The organism is Streptomyces sp. NPDC051064, from assembly GCF_044455985.1.
Lineage (GTDB): Bacteria > Actinomycetota > Actinomycetes > Streptomycetales > Streptomycetaceae > Streptomyces.
In genome coordinates, this window is record NZ_JBITFK010000010.1 from 150,007 (window position 1) to 164,118 (window position 14,112).

At 69.4% G+C, this 14,112-nt stretch carries 15 protein-coding genes and 1 tRNA gene; 13 read left to right on the forward strand and 3 right to left on the reverse strand.

Features of this window, described 5'->3' with window-relative positions; translation table 11 throughout:
• Window positions 1-63 precede the first annotated feature (63 nt).
• The 7 genes from galU (at window position 64) to ACIBCU_RS31490 (ending at window position 5,513) form a co-directional block, all read left to right on the forward strand.
• Window positions 64-966, forward strand: coding sequence for a UTP--glucose-1-phosphate uridylyltransferase GalU (galU, locus tag ACIBCU_RS31460; protein WP_362927884.1), 903 nt, complete (start codon window positions 64-66; stop codon window positions 964-966).
• A gap of 4 nt (window positions 967-970) precedes the next feature.
• Window positions 971-2,281 (forward strand): gephyrin-like molybdotransferase Glp, encoded by a 1,311-nt coding sequence (gene glp, locus ACIBCU_RS31465; RefSeq protein ID WP_362927883.1) that lies wholly within the window; start codon window positions 971-973, stop codon window positions 2,279-2,281.
• 126 nt (window positions 2,282-2,407) lie between these two features.
• Entirely contained in the window at window positions 2,408-2,908 is a 501-nt protein-coding gene (gene moaC, locus ACIBCU_RS31470; protein ID WP_362927882.1) for a cyclic pyranopterin monophosphate synthase MoaC, read from the forward strand.
• Window positions 2,905-3,429, forward strand: a complete 525-nt coding sequence (locus ACIBCU_RS31475) for a molybdenum cofactor biosynthesis protein B (RefSeq protein ID WP_399235577.1) — start codon at window positions 2,905-2,907, stop codon at window positions 3,427-3,429. The genes moaC and ACIBCU_RS31475 overlap by 4 nt, the downstream gene beginning before the upstream one ends.
• A 17-nt stretch (window positions 3,430-3,446) precedes the next feature.
• A complete protein-coding gene (locus ACIBCU_RS31480; protein WP_362927880.1) occupies window positions 3,447-4,076 on the forward strand; it encodes a GNAT family protein in 630 nt (209 codons plus the stop codon).
• A gap of 124 nt (window positions 4,077-4,200) precedes the next feature.
• Window positions 4,201-5,352 (forward strand): gephyrin-like molybdotransferase receptor GlpR, encoded by a 1,152-nt coding sequence (gene glpR, locus ACIBCU_RS31485; protein ID WP_399235580.1) that lies wholly within the window; start codon window positions 4,201-4,203, stop codon window positions 5,350-5,352.
• An 87-nt stretch (window positions 5,353-5,439) separates the two neighbouring features.
• A tRNA-Ala gene (locus tag ACIBCU_RS31490) sits at window positions 5,440-5,513 on the forward strand.
• A 242-nt stretch (window positions 5,514-5,755) separates the two neighbouring features.
• Here the strand turns inward: ACIBCU_RS31490 and ACIBCU_RS31495 are convergent.
• A complete protein-coding gene (locus tag ACIBCU_RS31495; protein ID WP_399235582.1) occupies window positions 5,756-6,238 on the reverse strand; it encodes a hypothetical protein in 483 nt (160 codons plus the stop codon).
• A gap of 409 nt (window positions 6,239-6,647) precedes the next feature.
• Here ACIBCU_RS31495 and ACIBCU_RS31500 point away from each other — a divergent pair, with 409 nt between their 5' ends.
• From ACIBCU_RS31500 to ACIBCU_RS31520, 5 genes are all read left to right on the forward strand, one after another.
• Entirely contained in the window at window positions 6,648-7,886 is a 1,239-nt protein-coding gene (locus ACIBCU_RS31500) for an ice-binding family protein (protein WP_399235584.1), read from the forward strand.
• Between the two features lie 176 nt (window positions 7,887-8,062).
• Window positions 8,063-8,755 (forward strand): DUF5819 family protein, encoded by a 693-nt coding sequence (locus tag ACIBCU_RS31505; RefSeq protein ID WP_399235586.1) that lies wholly within the window; start codon window positions 8,063-8,065, stop codon window positions 8,753-8,755.
• Window positions 8,745-9,968, forward strand: coding sequence for an HTTM domain-containing protein (locus ACIBCU_RS31510; protein ID WP_399235588.1), 1,224 nt, complete (start codon window positions 8,745-8,747; stop codon window positions 9,966-9,968). Before ACIBCU_RS31505 ends, ACIBCU_RS31510 begins: the two co-directional genes overlap by 11 nt.
• A 159-nt stretch (window positions 9,969-10,127) precedes the next feature.
• Window positions 10,128-10,946, forward strand: a complete 819-nt coding sequence (locus ACIBCU_RS31515) for a hypothetical protein (protein WP_362927876.1) — start codon at window positions 10,128-10,130, stop codon at window positions 10,944-10,946.
• A gap of 234 nt (window positions 10,947-11,180) precedes the next feature.
• Window positions 11,181-11,966, forward strand: coding sequence for an SAM-dependent methyltransferase (locus ACIBCU_RS31520; protein ID WP_362927875.1), 786 nt, complete (start codon window positions 11,181-11,183; stop codon window positions 11,964-11,966).
• Here ACIBCU_RS31520 and ACIBCU_RS31525 read toward each other — a convergent pair.
• Window positions 11,963-12,451, reverse strand: coding sequence for a GNAT family N-acetyltransferase (locus tag ACIBCU_RS31525; RefSeq protein WP_362927874.1), 489 nt, complete (start codon window positions 12,449-12,451; stop codon window positions 11,963-11,965). The two genes, ACIBCU_RS31520 and ACIBCU_RS31525, sit on opposite strands and share 4 nt — an antisense overlap.
• Window positions 12,452-12,501: 50 nt before the next feature.
• On the opposite strand from ACIBCU_RS31525, the gene ACIBCU_RS31530 reads away from it, so the two are divergent.
• Window positions 12,502-13,317 (forward strand): exodeoxyribonuclease III, encoded by an 816-nt coding sequence (locus tag ACIBCU_RS31530; protein ID WP_362927873.1) that lies wholly within the window; start codon window positions 12,502-12,504, stop codon window positions 13,315-13,317.
• 56 nt (window positions 13,318-13,373) lie between these two features.
• Here the strand turns inward: ACIBCU_RS31530 and ACIBCU_RS31535 are convergent, their stop codons facing one another.
• On the reverse strand, window positions 13,374-14,006 hold the full coding sequence (locus ACIBCU_RS31535; protein WP_362928013.1) for a MerR family transcriptional regulator: 633 nt from the start codon (window positions 14,004-14,006) through the stop codon (window positions 13,374-13,376).
• Between the last annotated feature and the right edge of the window lie 106 nt (window positions 14,007-14,112).

Sequence of the window (14,112 nt, forward strand, 5' to 3'; positions counted from 1 at the left end):
TATGAGAACGAAGTTAACCGGACGCTCATCTTCCGCCCATACGTAACGGATACAGTTCTACGCATGACTCAGTCGCACCCCAGGATCAGCAAAGCTGTCATCCCAGCTGCAGGTCTCGGCACCCGGTTCCTGCCGGCCACCAAGGCCACTCCCAAGGAGATGCTGCCTGTCGTCGACAAGCCCGCCATCCAGTATGTCGTCGAGGAGGCCGTCGACGCGGGCCTCTCCGACGTACTGATGATCACCGGTCGCAACAAGCGTCCCCTGGAGGACCACTTCGACCGGAACTACGAGCTGGAGTCCGCGCTGACCCGCAAGGGAGACGCCGAACGCCTTTCCAAGGTCCAGGAGTCCAGCGACCTGGCCACCATGCACTACGTGCGCCAGGGCGACCCGCGGGGCCTCGGCCACGCCGTCCTCTGCGCCGCCCCCCATGTCGGTGACCAGCCGTTCGCCGTGCTCCTCGGTGACGACCTCATCGACCCGCGCGACCCTCTTCTGGCCAGGATGGTCGAGATCCAGGAGCGCGAGGGCGGCAGTGTCGTCGCCCTGATGGAGGTCGACCCGTCGCAGATCCACATGTACGGCTGCGCGGCCACGGAGGCGACCGACGACAGCGACGTCGTCCGGGTCACCGGGCTCGTGGAGAAGCCCGACGCGGCCGAGGCGCCCAGCAACCTCGCCGTCATCGGCCGCTACGTCCTGGACCCCGCGGTCTTCGACATACTGCGCCGGACCGAGCCCGGCCGAGGCGGCGAGATCCAGCTCACCGACGCCCTCCAGCTGCTGGCCGAGGACGAGAAGATCGGCGGCCCGGTGCACGGTGTCGTCTTCAAGGGCCGCCGCTACGACACCGGTGACCGCGGTGACTATCTCCGTGCCATTGTCAGACTCGCGTGCGAACGTGAAGACCTGGGCCCGGACTTCCGGACCTGGCTGCGCAGTTACGTCGACGAGGAGTTGTAACAGCTTGAGCAGCACGATCTGGTCGGTGGACGAGCACCTGGACGACATCCTCGCCGCGGTGAAGCCGCTCGAACCCATCGAGCTGCAACTGCCGGACGCCCAGGGCTGCGTCCTGGTCGAGGACGTCGTGGTGGAGGTCGCCCTGCCGCCCTTCGACAACAGCTCGATGGACGGATACGCCGTCCGGATCTCCGATGTCGAGGGCGCCAGCGAGGAGTTCCCCGCCGTCCTCACCGTCATCGGCGACGTCGCCGCTGGCGACGGCGGCCTGGCCGACGGCCGGTCCGTCGGCCCCGGCGAGGCCGCCCGCATCATGACCGGCGCTCCGCTGCCCGCGGGCGCCGAGGCGGTCGTCCCGGTCGAGTGGACCGACGGCGGCACGGGCGGCGGCCCCGCCTCCGCCATGCGCGCCCACAGCGACGCCCCGGAGGGGGCGAGCGGTGAGGTCCGCGTCCACCGCCCCGTCAAGCCGCGCGCCCATGTCCGGGCCAAGGGCAGCGACGTACAGCCTGGCGACCTGGCACTGCGCGCGGGTTCGGTCGTCGGACCGCCTCAGATCGGGCTGCTCGCCGCGATCGGCCGCTCGACGGTGCGGGTGCGGCCCCGTCCGCGCGTCGTCGTGCTGTCCACCGGCAGCGAACTGGCGCAGCCGGGCGAGGAGCTGACCGGCGGCCGGATCTACGACTCCAACAGCTTCGCGCTGACCGCAGCGGCCCGGGACGCCGGCGCCATCGCCTACCGCGTGCCCGCGGTCGCGGACGACGCCGAGACGCTGCGGGCCACGATCGAGGACCAGCTGATCCGCGCCGACATCGTCGTCACCACGGGCGGTGTGAGCGTCGGTGCGTACGACGTGGTCAAGGAGGCCCTGTCCTCCGTGGGCGACGAGGACGAGCCCGGCGGCGGCATCGACTTCCGCAAGCTGGCCATGCAGCCGGGCAAGCCGCAGGGCTTCGGCTCGATCGGCCCCGACCACACGCCGCTGCTGGCGCTGCCCGGCAACCCGGTCTCCTCGTACGTCTCCTTCGAGCTGTTCGTCCGGCCGGCGATCCTGACGCTGATGGGCCTCGACGACGTCCACCGCCCGAAGGTTCGGGCCACGCTCAGCACCGACGAGGCACTCGCCTCGCCGTCCGGCAAGCGCCAGTTCCTGCGCGGGACCTACGACGCCGAGGCGGGCACCGTGACTCCGGTCGGGGGGCCCGGATCGCATCTGATCGCCGCTCTCGCCCAGGCGGACGCGCTGATCGTGCTGCCCGAGGACGTCACCTCCGCCGAGCCCGGCACGGAGGCCGAGGTGATCCTCCTCCGCTGACTTCGGCGCGGTGGCGGTACGGTGTCTGGCGCTGTGCCTTACCGGGGGAAGCCCCCCGGTCCCCTCGGTCCGCGCCACGGTGCGGGACGGGCGGGCAACCGGCGCCCTACCGCTAGGCGGAGTGAGTTGAGTACGCAGAACAGGCTGACGCACATCGACGAGGCGGGTGCCGCCCGCATGGTCGACGTGTCGGAGAAGGACGTCACGGCACGTGTCGCCCGGGCGAGCGGCCGGGTCCTCGTGTCACCGCGTGTCGTCGAACTCCTCAGGGGCGAAGGCGTCCCCAAGGGCGACGCGCTCGCCACCGCGCGCATCGCCGGGATCATGGGGGCCAAGCGCACCCCGGACCTGATCCCGCTCTGCCACCCGCTCGCCGTCTCCGGTGTGAAGGTCGACCTGAGCGTCGCCGACGACGCGGTGGAGATCCTGGCCACCGTGAAGACCACGGACCGCACGGGCGTCGAGATGGAGGCCCTGACCGCCGTGTCGGTCGCCGCGCTCACGGTGATCGACATGATCAAGGCGGTCGACAAGAGCGCGGTGATCACGGACGTACGGGTCGAGGCGAAATCGGGCGGCAAGTCCGGCGACTACCGGCGCCCCGCACCGGAGGGGGCGGACGTATGACCGCGCCCGGCAGCGACCCTGCCACCGGCGGATACCGCGCCCTCGTCGTGACCGCCTCCAACCGTGCCTCCGCCGGTGTCTACGCCGACAAGGGCGGCCCCGTCATCGCCGAGGCCCTCACCGCTCTCGGGTTCGCCGTCGACGGCCCCCAGGTCGTGCCCGACGGAGATCCGGTGGAAGCGGCCCTCCGGGCCGGAGCGGCCGCGGGCTACGACGTGATCGTCACCACCGGCGGTACGGGCATCTCGCCCACCGACCGCACGCCCGAGGCCACCGGCCGCGTCCTGGACCGTGAGATCCCGGGCATCGCCGAGGCGATCCGGGCCGAGGGCCGCGACAAGGTCCCCACCGCGGCACTCTCCCGCGGCCTCGCGGGCATCGCGGACCGCACGCTCGTCGTGAACCTGCCCGGCTCGACCGGTGGCGTACGCGACGGACTCGCGGTCCTGAGCAGGCTCCTGGTGCACGCCGTCGACCAGCTGCGCGGCGGCGATCACCCCCGACCGGGGAGCCCGAGCTGAACGTCCGGACCTGGCCGGTGATCCTGACCGACGGCGCCGTCACCCTCCGCCCGATAAAGCTGCGTGACCAGAGCATGTGGCGCGAGGTCAACCGCCGTAACCGCGACTGGCTGCGCCCCTGGGAGGCGACCGTCCCGCCGCCCGCCCCCGGCGGCCCGGTGGCCCAGCGCCCCACCTACCGTCAGATGATCCGTCACCTGCGTGCCGAGGCGAACGCCGGGCGCATGCTGCCCTTCGCCATCGAGTACGAGGGGCGTCTCGTCGGGCAGTTGACGGTGGCGGGCATCACCTGGGGCTCGATGTGCTCGGGCCATGTCGGCTACTGGGTCGACCAGGACGTGGCGGGCCGCGGTGTGATGCCGACCGCGGTGGCTCTCGCCGTCGACCACTGTTTCCGTACAGTCGGGCTGCACCGGATCGAGGTGTGCATTCGGCCCGAGAACGCCCCCAGCCGAAGGGTCGTGGAGAAACTCGGATTCCGTGCGGAAGGACTACGTCCACGATATCTGCACATCGACGGTGCGTGGAGGGATCATCTGATCTTCGCCCTCACCGCCGAGGAAGTGCCCGACGGACTGCTGCGGCGTTGGCGCAGGATGCGGCCGGGTACTCCGGGAACGCCACGCACACCCAGGGAAATGAAATAAGTGTTCGAATTCGATCGCTCTCTGACGGTAATGAACCTCACTTTCGACGACTGTTGACCCGATCAATCGCAAAAAAAGTCCGTCATATCAGCCGGATCGTGCGACACACCGGGCCAATTGGCGGATGCCGCCGTGCAAACCCCTCTACGGTGTGAGCGTGAGCAGCAGCGGCCTCATCTACGCAGTCATCGTCGGTGCATGGGCCGCCTACTTGGTGCCGATGTGGCTCCGCAGGCAGGACGAGCTCAATGAAGCCCGTCCGACGGAACGCTTCAGCACCGCCATCCGGCTGCTGTCCGGACGGGCGGCCATGGAGCGCCGTTACGCCAAGGAGCTGCGGGAGCGGGATGCCGAGGAGGCGCCTGGCGACGTGGACCCGGATGCCGTCACGGACCGATTGGAGTCCGTCGACGTCCGGGCCTTTTCCGCGCCCCCGGCACATACGGAAGCGCGGTTGCGTCTCCCGGCCCCCGGCCGGCCGGACCATGAGCGCCCGCAGGACCGGGCCTCCCGTCCGGAGCCCGTCCGGCGGGAGGGGCGGCGGCCTTCCGGCGCCGAGTTCGAGCGCGAGCGCCGCCGGCGCTCGCAGGTCCTGGCGCGCCGTCGGCGTACCACCACGATCCTTTTCATGGCGTTCACGCTCGGCGCGGTCGTCGCGGCGGTGGGCGGGCTCCGCTTCCTCTGGGCGCCGGCCGTTCCGGCCGTGCTGCTGAGCACGTACATCGTGCATCTGCGGGCCCAGGAGCGCCGTCGGTTCGTCTTCACCATGGACCGGCGACGGGCCGAGGTGGCCGCGCAGCGGCTGCGCGAGAACCGGCCCCGCAGGCACCAGCCCGCGTCCTCGGCTCCCGCCGAGGCCGACGAGGAGCCCGAAGCGGCCGTCCCCGTCCCCACGGTCTCCCCCCAGGAGGCGGGCCGCCGCGCCCTCGTCGAGCAGACGGACCACGCCGAGTGGGTCGACCAGCAGCGCGAACGCGGACCCGCCCAGGGCGACAGCTGGGAGCCGGTGCCGGTCCCGCTTCCGACCTACGTCACCGCTCCGGTCGCCCCGCGCGCCACGGGCGGGGTCGAGGTCGGCGACCCGGAGACCTGGAGCGCGGCCCGCTCCAGCCCGGCGGAGCCGACCCGGACGGGCACGCAGGAGTCCGCCTCGCCCGACGCCGAACCGGCCCCCCGCCGCCGCGGCAACCCGGCCAAGCGCACCCGTGACCGCGGCCGTACGCCCCTCTTCGACCAGTACGACGACGAGGACCGGCCGCGCGCGGCCAACGAGTGAGTCCGGCGGGGAACCCGACTCGGTGACCTGCCGGGATACGGATTTCCGAGCACCCCGATGAGGGTGCTAGAGTTTCACTCGTTGCAAGGGCCTGTGGCGCAGTCTGGTAGCGCACCTCGTTCGCATCGAGGGGGTCTGGGGTTCAAATCCCCACAGGTCCACCGCAGCTCAGAGCCCCTACCGGGGAAATCCGGTGGGGGCTCTTTGGCGTCGTAGTGGTTGCCCAGCTTCTTGAGAGCATGGCGCGTGGCCTCGGACGGGATGTGGGTGCCGGGTGTCGTGCAGGCGGATCTTGCGATCAGCCGCAGCAGCCGACCGCGCGGCGAAGGACCGGTTGAAGTTCTGCGGCTCGATCGGGGTTCCGTACCGCGTCGTGAACACGAAGTCCGAATCGGCCCACAGTTCACCAGCCGCCCTTTTGGCGATCCCTGAGCCTGCCGGCGGAACGCAGAGCCCCACGACCATCGGGCCGACCGTCGTCATTCTGGCCTTCGTCTCGCGGTCGACCGCGATCTCGCCCGTCTCCTTGTTGATCACCTTGAGCTTCGGCTCCATCGCGACGAACACAACCGGCCGAGGGCGGTTCCACAAGGGTGGCTACGTTCCGCATGACCAGCTCTTCGTGGCAGGCAGCAGTCAGGGCGGTACGCAGGACACGGTGAGATTCCTTGGCGGTTCTGCGGTGGTCTCCTGCGGGCACGCCCTGGTCCACTTTGGCGAGCAGTTCACGGCGCTCGGTGTCGCACTCGGCCCAGGTCTTGCCATAGGCGAACTTGCGGGCCCGGGTGCCGCCCGGCTGGAGGACGTGGACAGCGGCCTGGTAGCGGCTGTCCTTGCGCTTGGTGATCGTGCCGGCGCCGTCGGGGTTGCGCTTGCGCCGGGTCAACGTGGATGTCGCACTGCTCCGTTGAGTCCTGCGGACCGTCGGTCGCCACGCCGGTACCGCAGCAATTGTGTGACGTCACCTGGACGGCGGCACGCCTCCGTCATGTTGTGGATTTCCTGTCGGTTGGGGGCAGAAATTACGCCTCCCGTGAGTCACGCGACCGACGCATCCGGGTGAATACTCGTATAGTCAATTGCATGTAATAAGGGTTTTCCTTTGTATCGGCATGTCAACATTCCGGTGGCTGTGAACATCCCTCGCTGAAGCGGGCAAGTGACTGCGTAATATACGGCGACAACGTGAAGGCTTCCCGGGCAATTCGGTAGAGCCCGGTATGCCACGGCTCCCTCCCATAGGAAATGGCCTCTCGATGAAGCTGAAGTATCCTCTAGCGGCACGACGTCGCTTTATGTCAGGCGCGCTGGCCTCGGCCGTCGCCGCAACGGCTGCCGCTGTGATGGTCGCCGTGACGCCGACGCCGGCGTCGGCCATCGCGCTGCCCGTACCCCTGGGCACGGCCGCCAGTTATTCTGTTCTGTCCGGTCAGGGAGTCACTAACACCGGTAACTCCGTGCTCGGCCAGAGCCTCGGAACGCACCCGAATCCAGCCATCACCGGGTTCCCGCCCGGCGTGGTGCAGGGTGCCGTGCACCCGGCGGACGCCCCGGCCCTCCAGGCCAAGAGCGATCTGCTCGTAGGATTCAACAACGCGGCCGGTCAAGCCCCGGACTTCGCGCTCGCGCCGGGAATCGGCGCAGGGCAAACGCTGGCTCCGGGGGTCCACCACGCCTCCGTCGGTCTCGGAATCACCGGGGACCTGATCCTGGACGCAGACGGCGACTCCAGCGCTGTATGGGTTTTCCAGGTTCCTGAGTCGCTGACGACGGCGTCCAACAGCCGGATCCTCCTCACGGACGGCGCTTCGGCGTGCAACGTGTACTGGCAGATCGGCGTGACGGCGACTCTCGGTACCACCTCCACCTTCGTGGGCACCCTCATGGCCGGGACCTCGATCACTGTGGACCAGGGGACGAACATCCAGGGGCGGGCGCTGGCCAGTAATGGCTCCGTGACCCTCAACAACAACAGGATCTCCCAGGGCAACTGCTCGCCCACGACCACTGGCGGAGCGACGAACGGTGGCCCGACCACGGGCGGCGCGATCGGGGGCGTGCTCGGCGGGGTTCTCGGCGGAGTCTCGACCGGGGGCGGCGTCCTCGGCGGGCCGATCGCCGGAACGGTGACGGGCGGTACGTCCGGCAACATCTCCGGCAATACCTCCGGGAACGTCGCGGGCAACACGACCGGCGGTGATACGGCAGGGAACGTCACCGGTGGTAACGGTGGCCAGCCCGGCGGGCCTGGCCACGGTGGGCCGGGCAACGGTGAAGGGCCTGGCCACGGCGGCGGGCCGGACAACGGCGAAGGGCCTGGCCACGGCGGCGGGCCGGACAACGGCGAAGGGCCTGGCCACGGCGGCGGGCCGGACCAGGGGCACGAGGGCAAGCCCGGGCATGGCCCTGAGGGCAAGCCCGGGCATGGCCCTGAGGGCAAGCCGGGCCACAGTCCTGACGAAAAGCCCGGAGAGCACCACGGCTACGGGGACAAGCCTGACGAGCAGGGTGGCCCCGAAGGTCACGCCGGCTAGGTCTCGGAACGCGCCGAGCGCGCTCAGGGAATGACGAAATGACGGAATGACGGCCTGACGGCATGCGGTGGAACCCAATTTCCGCCGCAGGCCGTCAGCGCCATTTCCGCCAATGGTATGGACGCGAGATTGACATGAGAAAAAGTGGGTGGGCGGTGTCGGGCGGAATTCAAGCAATGGACACGGAAGAAGCACGACGGCCCGATTCTGGCCCGCCCGGCGACGGCCGCAACGGAGAGACCGCCACGGGCAACCGTGCCCGGAGTGCGAGGATGCTGCACACGGGTTTGTCCGTCGTCGTATTCATGTGCATGGCAACAGCCTTGACCCATGTCGTCATGGTCTTCCTCCATGTCGCACCCGCGAACCCGATTTCGAAGCGGTACAGCCCTCAGGTAAATGCATGGGTGTACCCCCTGTTCGAGCAGAATTGGCGCCTGTTCGCCCCGGATCCCGACTCCGCCAACCGGCGGATTCTGGCGCGAACTTCACACACGGCCTCCGACGGATCGGTCCGGGTGAGTGACTGGTTCGACCTGGCTGCCGTGGATTCTTCGGCAGTCGAGCACAACGCGTTTCCGAGTCACACGACGCAGAACCTGTTGCGTCGTGCCTGGACCATCTACGTCGAACTGCACGGCGGAGACGACGAGGCGCGATCGGAACGCGCCGTGATGATGCAGGAGTACCTGCGCAATATCGCCGCGGCCCGCGTCGCGGACCACAACGGCGGCACGTTCGAGTTCATCCAGCTTCGAGTCATGACGCTGCCCATCGCCGCGCCCGGCACAGAGGCTGCCAACCGCCCGCCCGTCCCGGTCGAGAACCGACTCCTGCCCTGGTGGAAGGTGGCCCCCCATGGGAACTGATCAGGTCCCCCCGATTCCGTCCCCAGCAGTGACCCCGGAACGGCCGACCGGGCAGAAGGAGACGGCCACCGGACCGGTCCGGTGGCTCTCCGACCGGGCAGGTGCGTTCTGGGCGCTTGTGACTGATCGGCCTGTGTCCCTGTACGCGGCCGCGGTTCTGCGCATCGGTTACGGGGCGCTGTACCTTGTCTTCCTCCTGCGCGAGTTTCCGCATCGAGACGAGATCTGGGGCCCCGGCTCGCCGTGGACACCAGAGTTGGCAGAACAGCTCTTCGACCAGTCAGGCTGGAACAGCATCCTGACTCTGTCCGGCGGCCGTACCTACTTCGAGCTCTGCTACGTGACGGCTCTCCTCACGTCCGCCCTGTTCATGCTGGGCTGGCGGACCCGCGCGGTGTCCATCCTCTTCGCCCTGGTGGTGGTCTCGTTCCACGCGAGGGCGATTTTCATGACGGACGGGGGCGACAACCTGATCCTGCTGATGGCCGTCTATCTCGTCTTCACCGCCTGCGGTCGACGCTGGTCCTTGGACGCACGCAGAAGGCGGCGGGCCGCGGTGCGATCGGACCGGAGGCCGACACCAGGGAGGAGCTATTGGCTGCAGCAACTGATCGACACGCGAAGCACCTTGACGACTGTTACCCACAATTGCGGTCTCTTCGTCATCGCGGCACAGGTTTGTCTCCTCTACGGAGCAGCCGGCCTGTACAAAGTCCAGGGCCCGTCCTGGGGTGGGGGTACCGCCCTCCACTACGTTCTGAACCTCGAACTCTTCCAGCCCTGGCCGGCGCTCTCGCATCTGGTGGACCAGTACGCGACCCTGATCGCGATCGCCAGCTACGTCACGGTGCTCCTGCAGGTCGCCTTCCCGTTCGTGCTCTTCGGCAGGCTGAAGTACCCCGTTCTCGGGATGCTGTTGGGCATGCACATCGGTATCGCGGTGCTCATGGGGCTCCCCCTCTTCTCCGGGGCCATGATTGTGGCGGACGCTGCGTTCCTTCCTGACCGCTTCTACGTCTTCCTGGCTCGTTCGGGCCGGCAAGTGGCCGTGCGAATGGGTCTGCGACGGCCGGCTCCCCCAGGAGGGGCGGGGGCGGCATCAGTGCCTCCGCAGCTCAGGGGAGGCCTGCCCGGCACCGGGCAGCCGACCGCTCCGGGACGAGGGGGCCCGGATGATCCGTGCAGGGATCAGTTGGCGTCGGACCCGCGCTGAGTCTCCTGGTACTCAGGTGCCCCGCATAACAAGTCTCCGCGATTCTGGCGCCATCACGCAGGAGAGAGGCAGGCCGGGCGGCGTTTCCGGGCAGCCGGACCACGCCGGGACGGACCGCGGCTGCTTGTGGGCAGCCGGGGCTCTGTAGGGTCGGCCGCTGTGTCCGACGAAACCGGTGCCGCGCTCTTCCGTATCCCCGCAGAGTTCGTCCGGTACGCCGGCGCTCTGGAGCCGGCGGAGGTCGCGCACGGGTATGTGTCCGGGTGGCTGAGTGCGGAGGACGCCGTCCGGCTCGCCTTTCTGCGGCGGTGTGATCTGCGTGAGCGCGCAGGGGGCTTCGACCTCATCGCCGGGCTGGAGCCGGCAGCCCCCGAACTCGGTGTGCTGTGCCGTCGGCTGGCCGGCGAGGATGCGGGCGCCGGTCGGGTCTGGGCGTATCTGGCGGCGAGCTGGGCCCGTTCGCGTTCCGGTGAGGAGCGGGTCCGGCCGCTCGGGGAGTCGGATGGCGGTGGCTCTGTCGGGGAGGGCCTTGACGGGCGGGAGGAGTTCCTTCTCGGTCGTGCCGCTTCCGGGCAGGGCATGAACTGGCAGAGCGTCTCCGCGCTGCTGGGGACCGACCGGCCCGAGGAGGTCGACGCGGCCTTCGAGCGGGGCGAGGAGTTCCTCGGGGTCGCGGTGATCGGCCTGGCGTTGCAGCACCCCGACGCGGAAACCATCCTGCCCAGGGTGGCCAGGGCGCTGGAATCGCCGGACGCCGGACTGCGCCAGCAGGGCCGCGTCGCCCTGGCCCACGTCGCCCGGCTGCACCGCACCGTGGACCGCCGCTGCCTGGAACTCCTGCGATCCCATCCGCGAGGCAACGAGGCCGACGACGATCTGTGGGCTTACGTTCCGCACCGCCGACTGCCGTGGTGGCTGTGGCGGCACCACCTGGGCGAGCGGCTGGCCTGGCACCTTCGCGACCGGTGGCGCGGCTGAGGCGCGCGATCCTTCGGGGCCCGAGTCCCGAAGCTCGGTACGCCGCAGCCCTGGAGAGCCTGGCCGCGGCCTGGTTCGCGCGCGGAGTGGACGCCGACTGCGTGATCCGGGCCTGGCGACCAGCCGGTAGCCTGGGCCTTCCTCGCTCACCCGCCCTGCCGGTGACCGCTGTTGAGAGCTGCGCGGGTCAGGTGGCGGGGGTGCCTGTTCGTGGTTCCGTATGGAGGGCGTCCTGTGACTGCCGGTATACCCAGCTCCCGTATCGACACCAGCAAGCCGCACCCGGCACGGGTCTACGACTGGCTGCTCGGCGGGAAGGACAACTACCCGGTCGACCAGGAGGTCGCGGAGAAGCTGCCCGCCGAGGCGCGGGCCAACGCGGCGCGTAACCGGGCGTTCATGCACCGGGTCTCCGCCTGGCTGGCCCGGCAGGGCGTCGGTCAGTTCCTGGACATCGGGACCGGCATCCCCACCTCGCCCAACCTCCATCAGATCGTCCAGGCCGTCACCCCGAGTTCCAGGGTCGTCTACGCGGACAACGACCCCATCGTGCTGCGTCACGCGGAAGCGCTGCTGGTGAGCCACCCCGAGGGCGCGACCGACTACATCCACGGGGACGTGCGGCAGCCGGAGGCGATTCTCGAACAGGCGGCGCGGTCGCTCGACTTCGCGAAGCCCGTCGCGCTGTCCCTCATCGCGCTGATGCACTTCCTGCCCGACGAGCAGGATCCGTACGGCATCACCCGCACGCTGGTCGAGGCGCTCCCGTCGGGGAGCTACCTGGTTCTGTCGCACGGGACCGCCGATCAGCACCCGGAGCTCAAGCAGGAGACGGAGTCCGCGTACAGGAAGGGTGAGATCTCGCTGCGTATGCGTACCCGCGCGGAGGTCGAGCCGTTCTTCGAGGGGCTGGAACTCATCGAGCCGGGGCTGGTCACGGCTCCCGAGTGGTACCAGGAGAGGCCCGCGCCGGTGTACGAGCGGAGCGGGTTCTACGTGGGTGTGGCGCGGGTTCCCTAGGAGGGCAGCCCCAGCGGCTTCGCCATGCAGATGCTGCTGTCGTACGTGCGGTAGTGCCCGAACTTCTCGCAGAGCGTGTAGCCGCTCGACGTGTACAGCGCGATCGCCTCGGGCTGCTGGTCGCCGGTCTCCAGGACCATACGTGTGCGGCCGGCCGCGCGGGCGTCGTCCTCCAGGGCGGCGAGGATACGGCGCGCGAGTCCCCGGCCACGGCCCTCGGGGATGACGAACATCCGCTTGATCTCGGCGTCACCGTCGGAGTAGCCCTCGTCGTTCTGCTCCTGGCTTCGCCAGCCGCCGGTGGCCACAGGACGGTTCTGCTCGTCGTAGGCGAGCAGATACAGTCCGCGAGGCGGATCGAACATGGTGGCGTCGAGCGGTGTGATGTCGCCCTCGTCGCCGTAGCGCTCGGCGTATTCGAGCTGCACCTGGTCGTTGAGTTTCACGGCGTCGGGGTGGTCGAAAGGCCGAGGGTGGATATTCATGCGCGCCATAGTACATGTATGCATCCGCTATGTGTAGGTACTGTACCCGGATGCTGACTGTTACCACCGTGAACGTGAACGGGCTCCGTGCTGCCGCGAAGAAGGGCTTCGTCGAGTGGCTGGGGCAGACCGAGGCCGATGTGATCTGCCTCCAGGAAGTCCGCGCCGAAGCGCAGCAGCTCCCTGAAGAGGTGCGTGAGCCCGAGGGCTGGCACGTCGTGTTCGCCCCGGCCGCAGCCAAGGGGCGCGCGGGGGTCGCCGTCTACACCCGGCACGCGCCGGAGCGCGTCCAGACCGGGTTCGGTGGGTTCGACGTGCCGGGGTGTGAGGAATTCGACACCTCCGGCCGCTATGTCGAGGTGGACCTGCCGGGCGTGACGGTCGCCAGCCTCTACCTGCCGTCCGGCGAGGTCGGCACGGAGAGGCAGGAGGAGAAGGAGCGCTTCATGGCGGCCTTTCTCCCCTATCTCCAGGGCCTGAAGGTGCGGGCGGCGGCGGAGGGGCGCGAGGTGGTCGTGTGCGGCGACTGGAACATCGCCCACCGCGAGGCCGACCTCAAGAACTGGAAGGCCAACAAGAAGAACTCCGGCTTCCTCCCCGAGGAGCGGGAGTGGCTGACCCGGGTGTTCGACGAGGCGACGTACGTCGATGTGGTCCGAGCGCTGCACCCGGAGGAGGAGGGGCCCTACTCCTGGTGGTCCTATCGAGGAAGGGCGTTCGACAACGACGCCGGCTGGCGCATCGACTACCAGGTGGCCACCCCCGGCCTCGCCGGGCGTGCGGCGAAGGCGTGGGTGGAGCGCGCCGCCACGCACGGAGAGCGGTGGAGTGACCACGCGCCGGTGACGGTCACGTACGAGCGCTGATCGTCCTCGCGCCGGCGGCCACGAGTGCTGGTCGTCCTCGGGTCGGCGGCCGTCGGCTACGAGTGCTGGTCGTCCTCGCGTCGTAGCCGCCGGTCCAGGGCCATCGACAGCTCGGCGTCCACCACCGCCTGGGCGAGCGTACGCAGTTGCTCCGGCTCGGTCTGTGATGTGTGGGTGCGCAGGACGCGTACGAAGAGGTCGGCGAGGGCGTCGGCGTGCTCGCGGACCTGGCGGCCCGCGGTGAGCACCGCGTCGAGCGGGACCCCGGCCCGCACCAGTTCGGAGGACGCCTCCAGCAGCCGGCGGCTGATGTGGACGATCTCGTCGCCGTCGATGCCGAGATAGCCCAGCTCCATGGCGGCGGCGAGGTTCTCCGCCGTCGCCTGGTCCTGGAAGTAGTCGGCGAGCTGCTCGGGCGTGAGCCGGACCGGGGTCTCCTCGGTCGGCTCGCCCAGGCCCAGCACCTCGGCGACATCGCGGCCGCTGTCGAAGGTGCTGGCGAGGTCGGCGATGCCGTTGAGGGTGTGGCCCCGCTCCAGCAGGCCCGTGACGGTGCGCAGCCGGGCCAGGTGGTGGTCGTCGTACCAGGCGATGCGCCCCTCGCGGCGAGGTGGCTGGATCAGGCCGCGCTCCCGGTAGAAGCGCAGGGTGCGCACGGTGATGCCGGCCTCCTTGGCCAGCTCCTCCATGCGGTACTCACGGTGCTCGCGTCCTTCAGCCACACCCGCACCCTATGTTGTACCGCCGGTAACTTTCCTTGGTACGCCCCCTACCCATCGGTACGGAGCTGCCCTA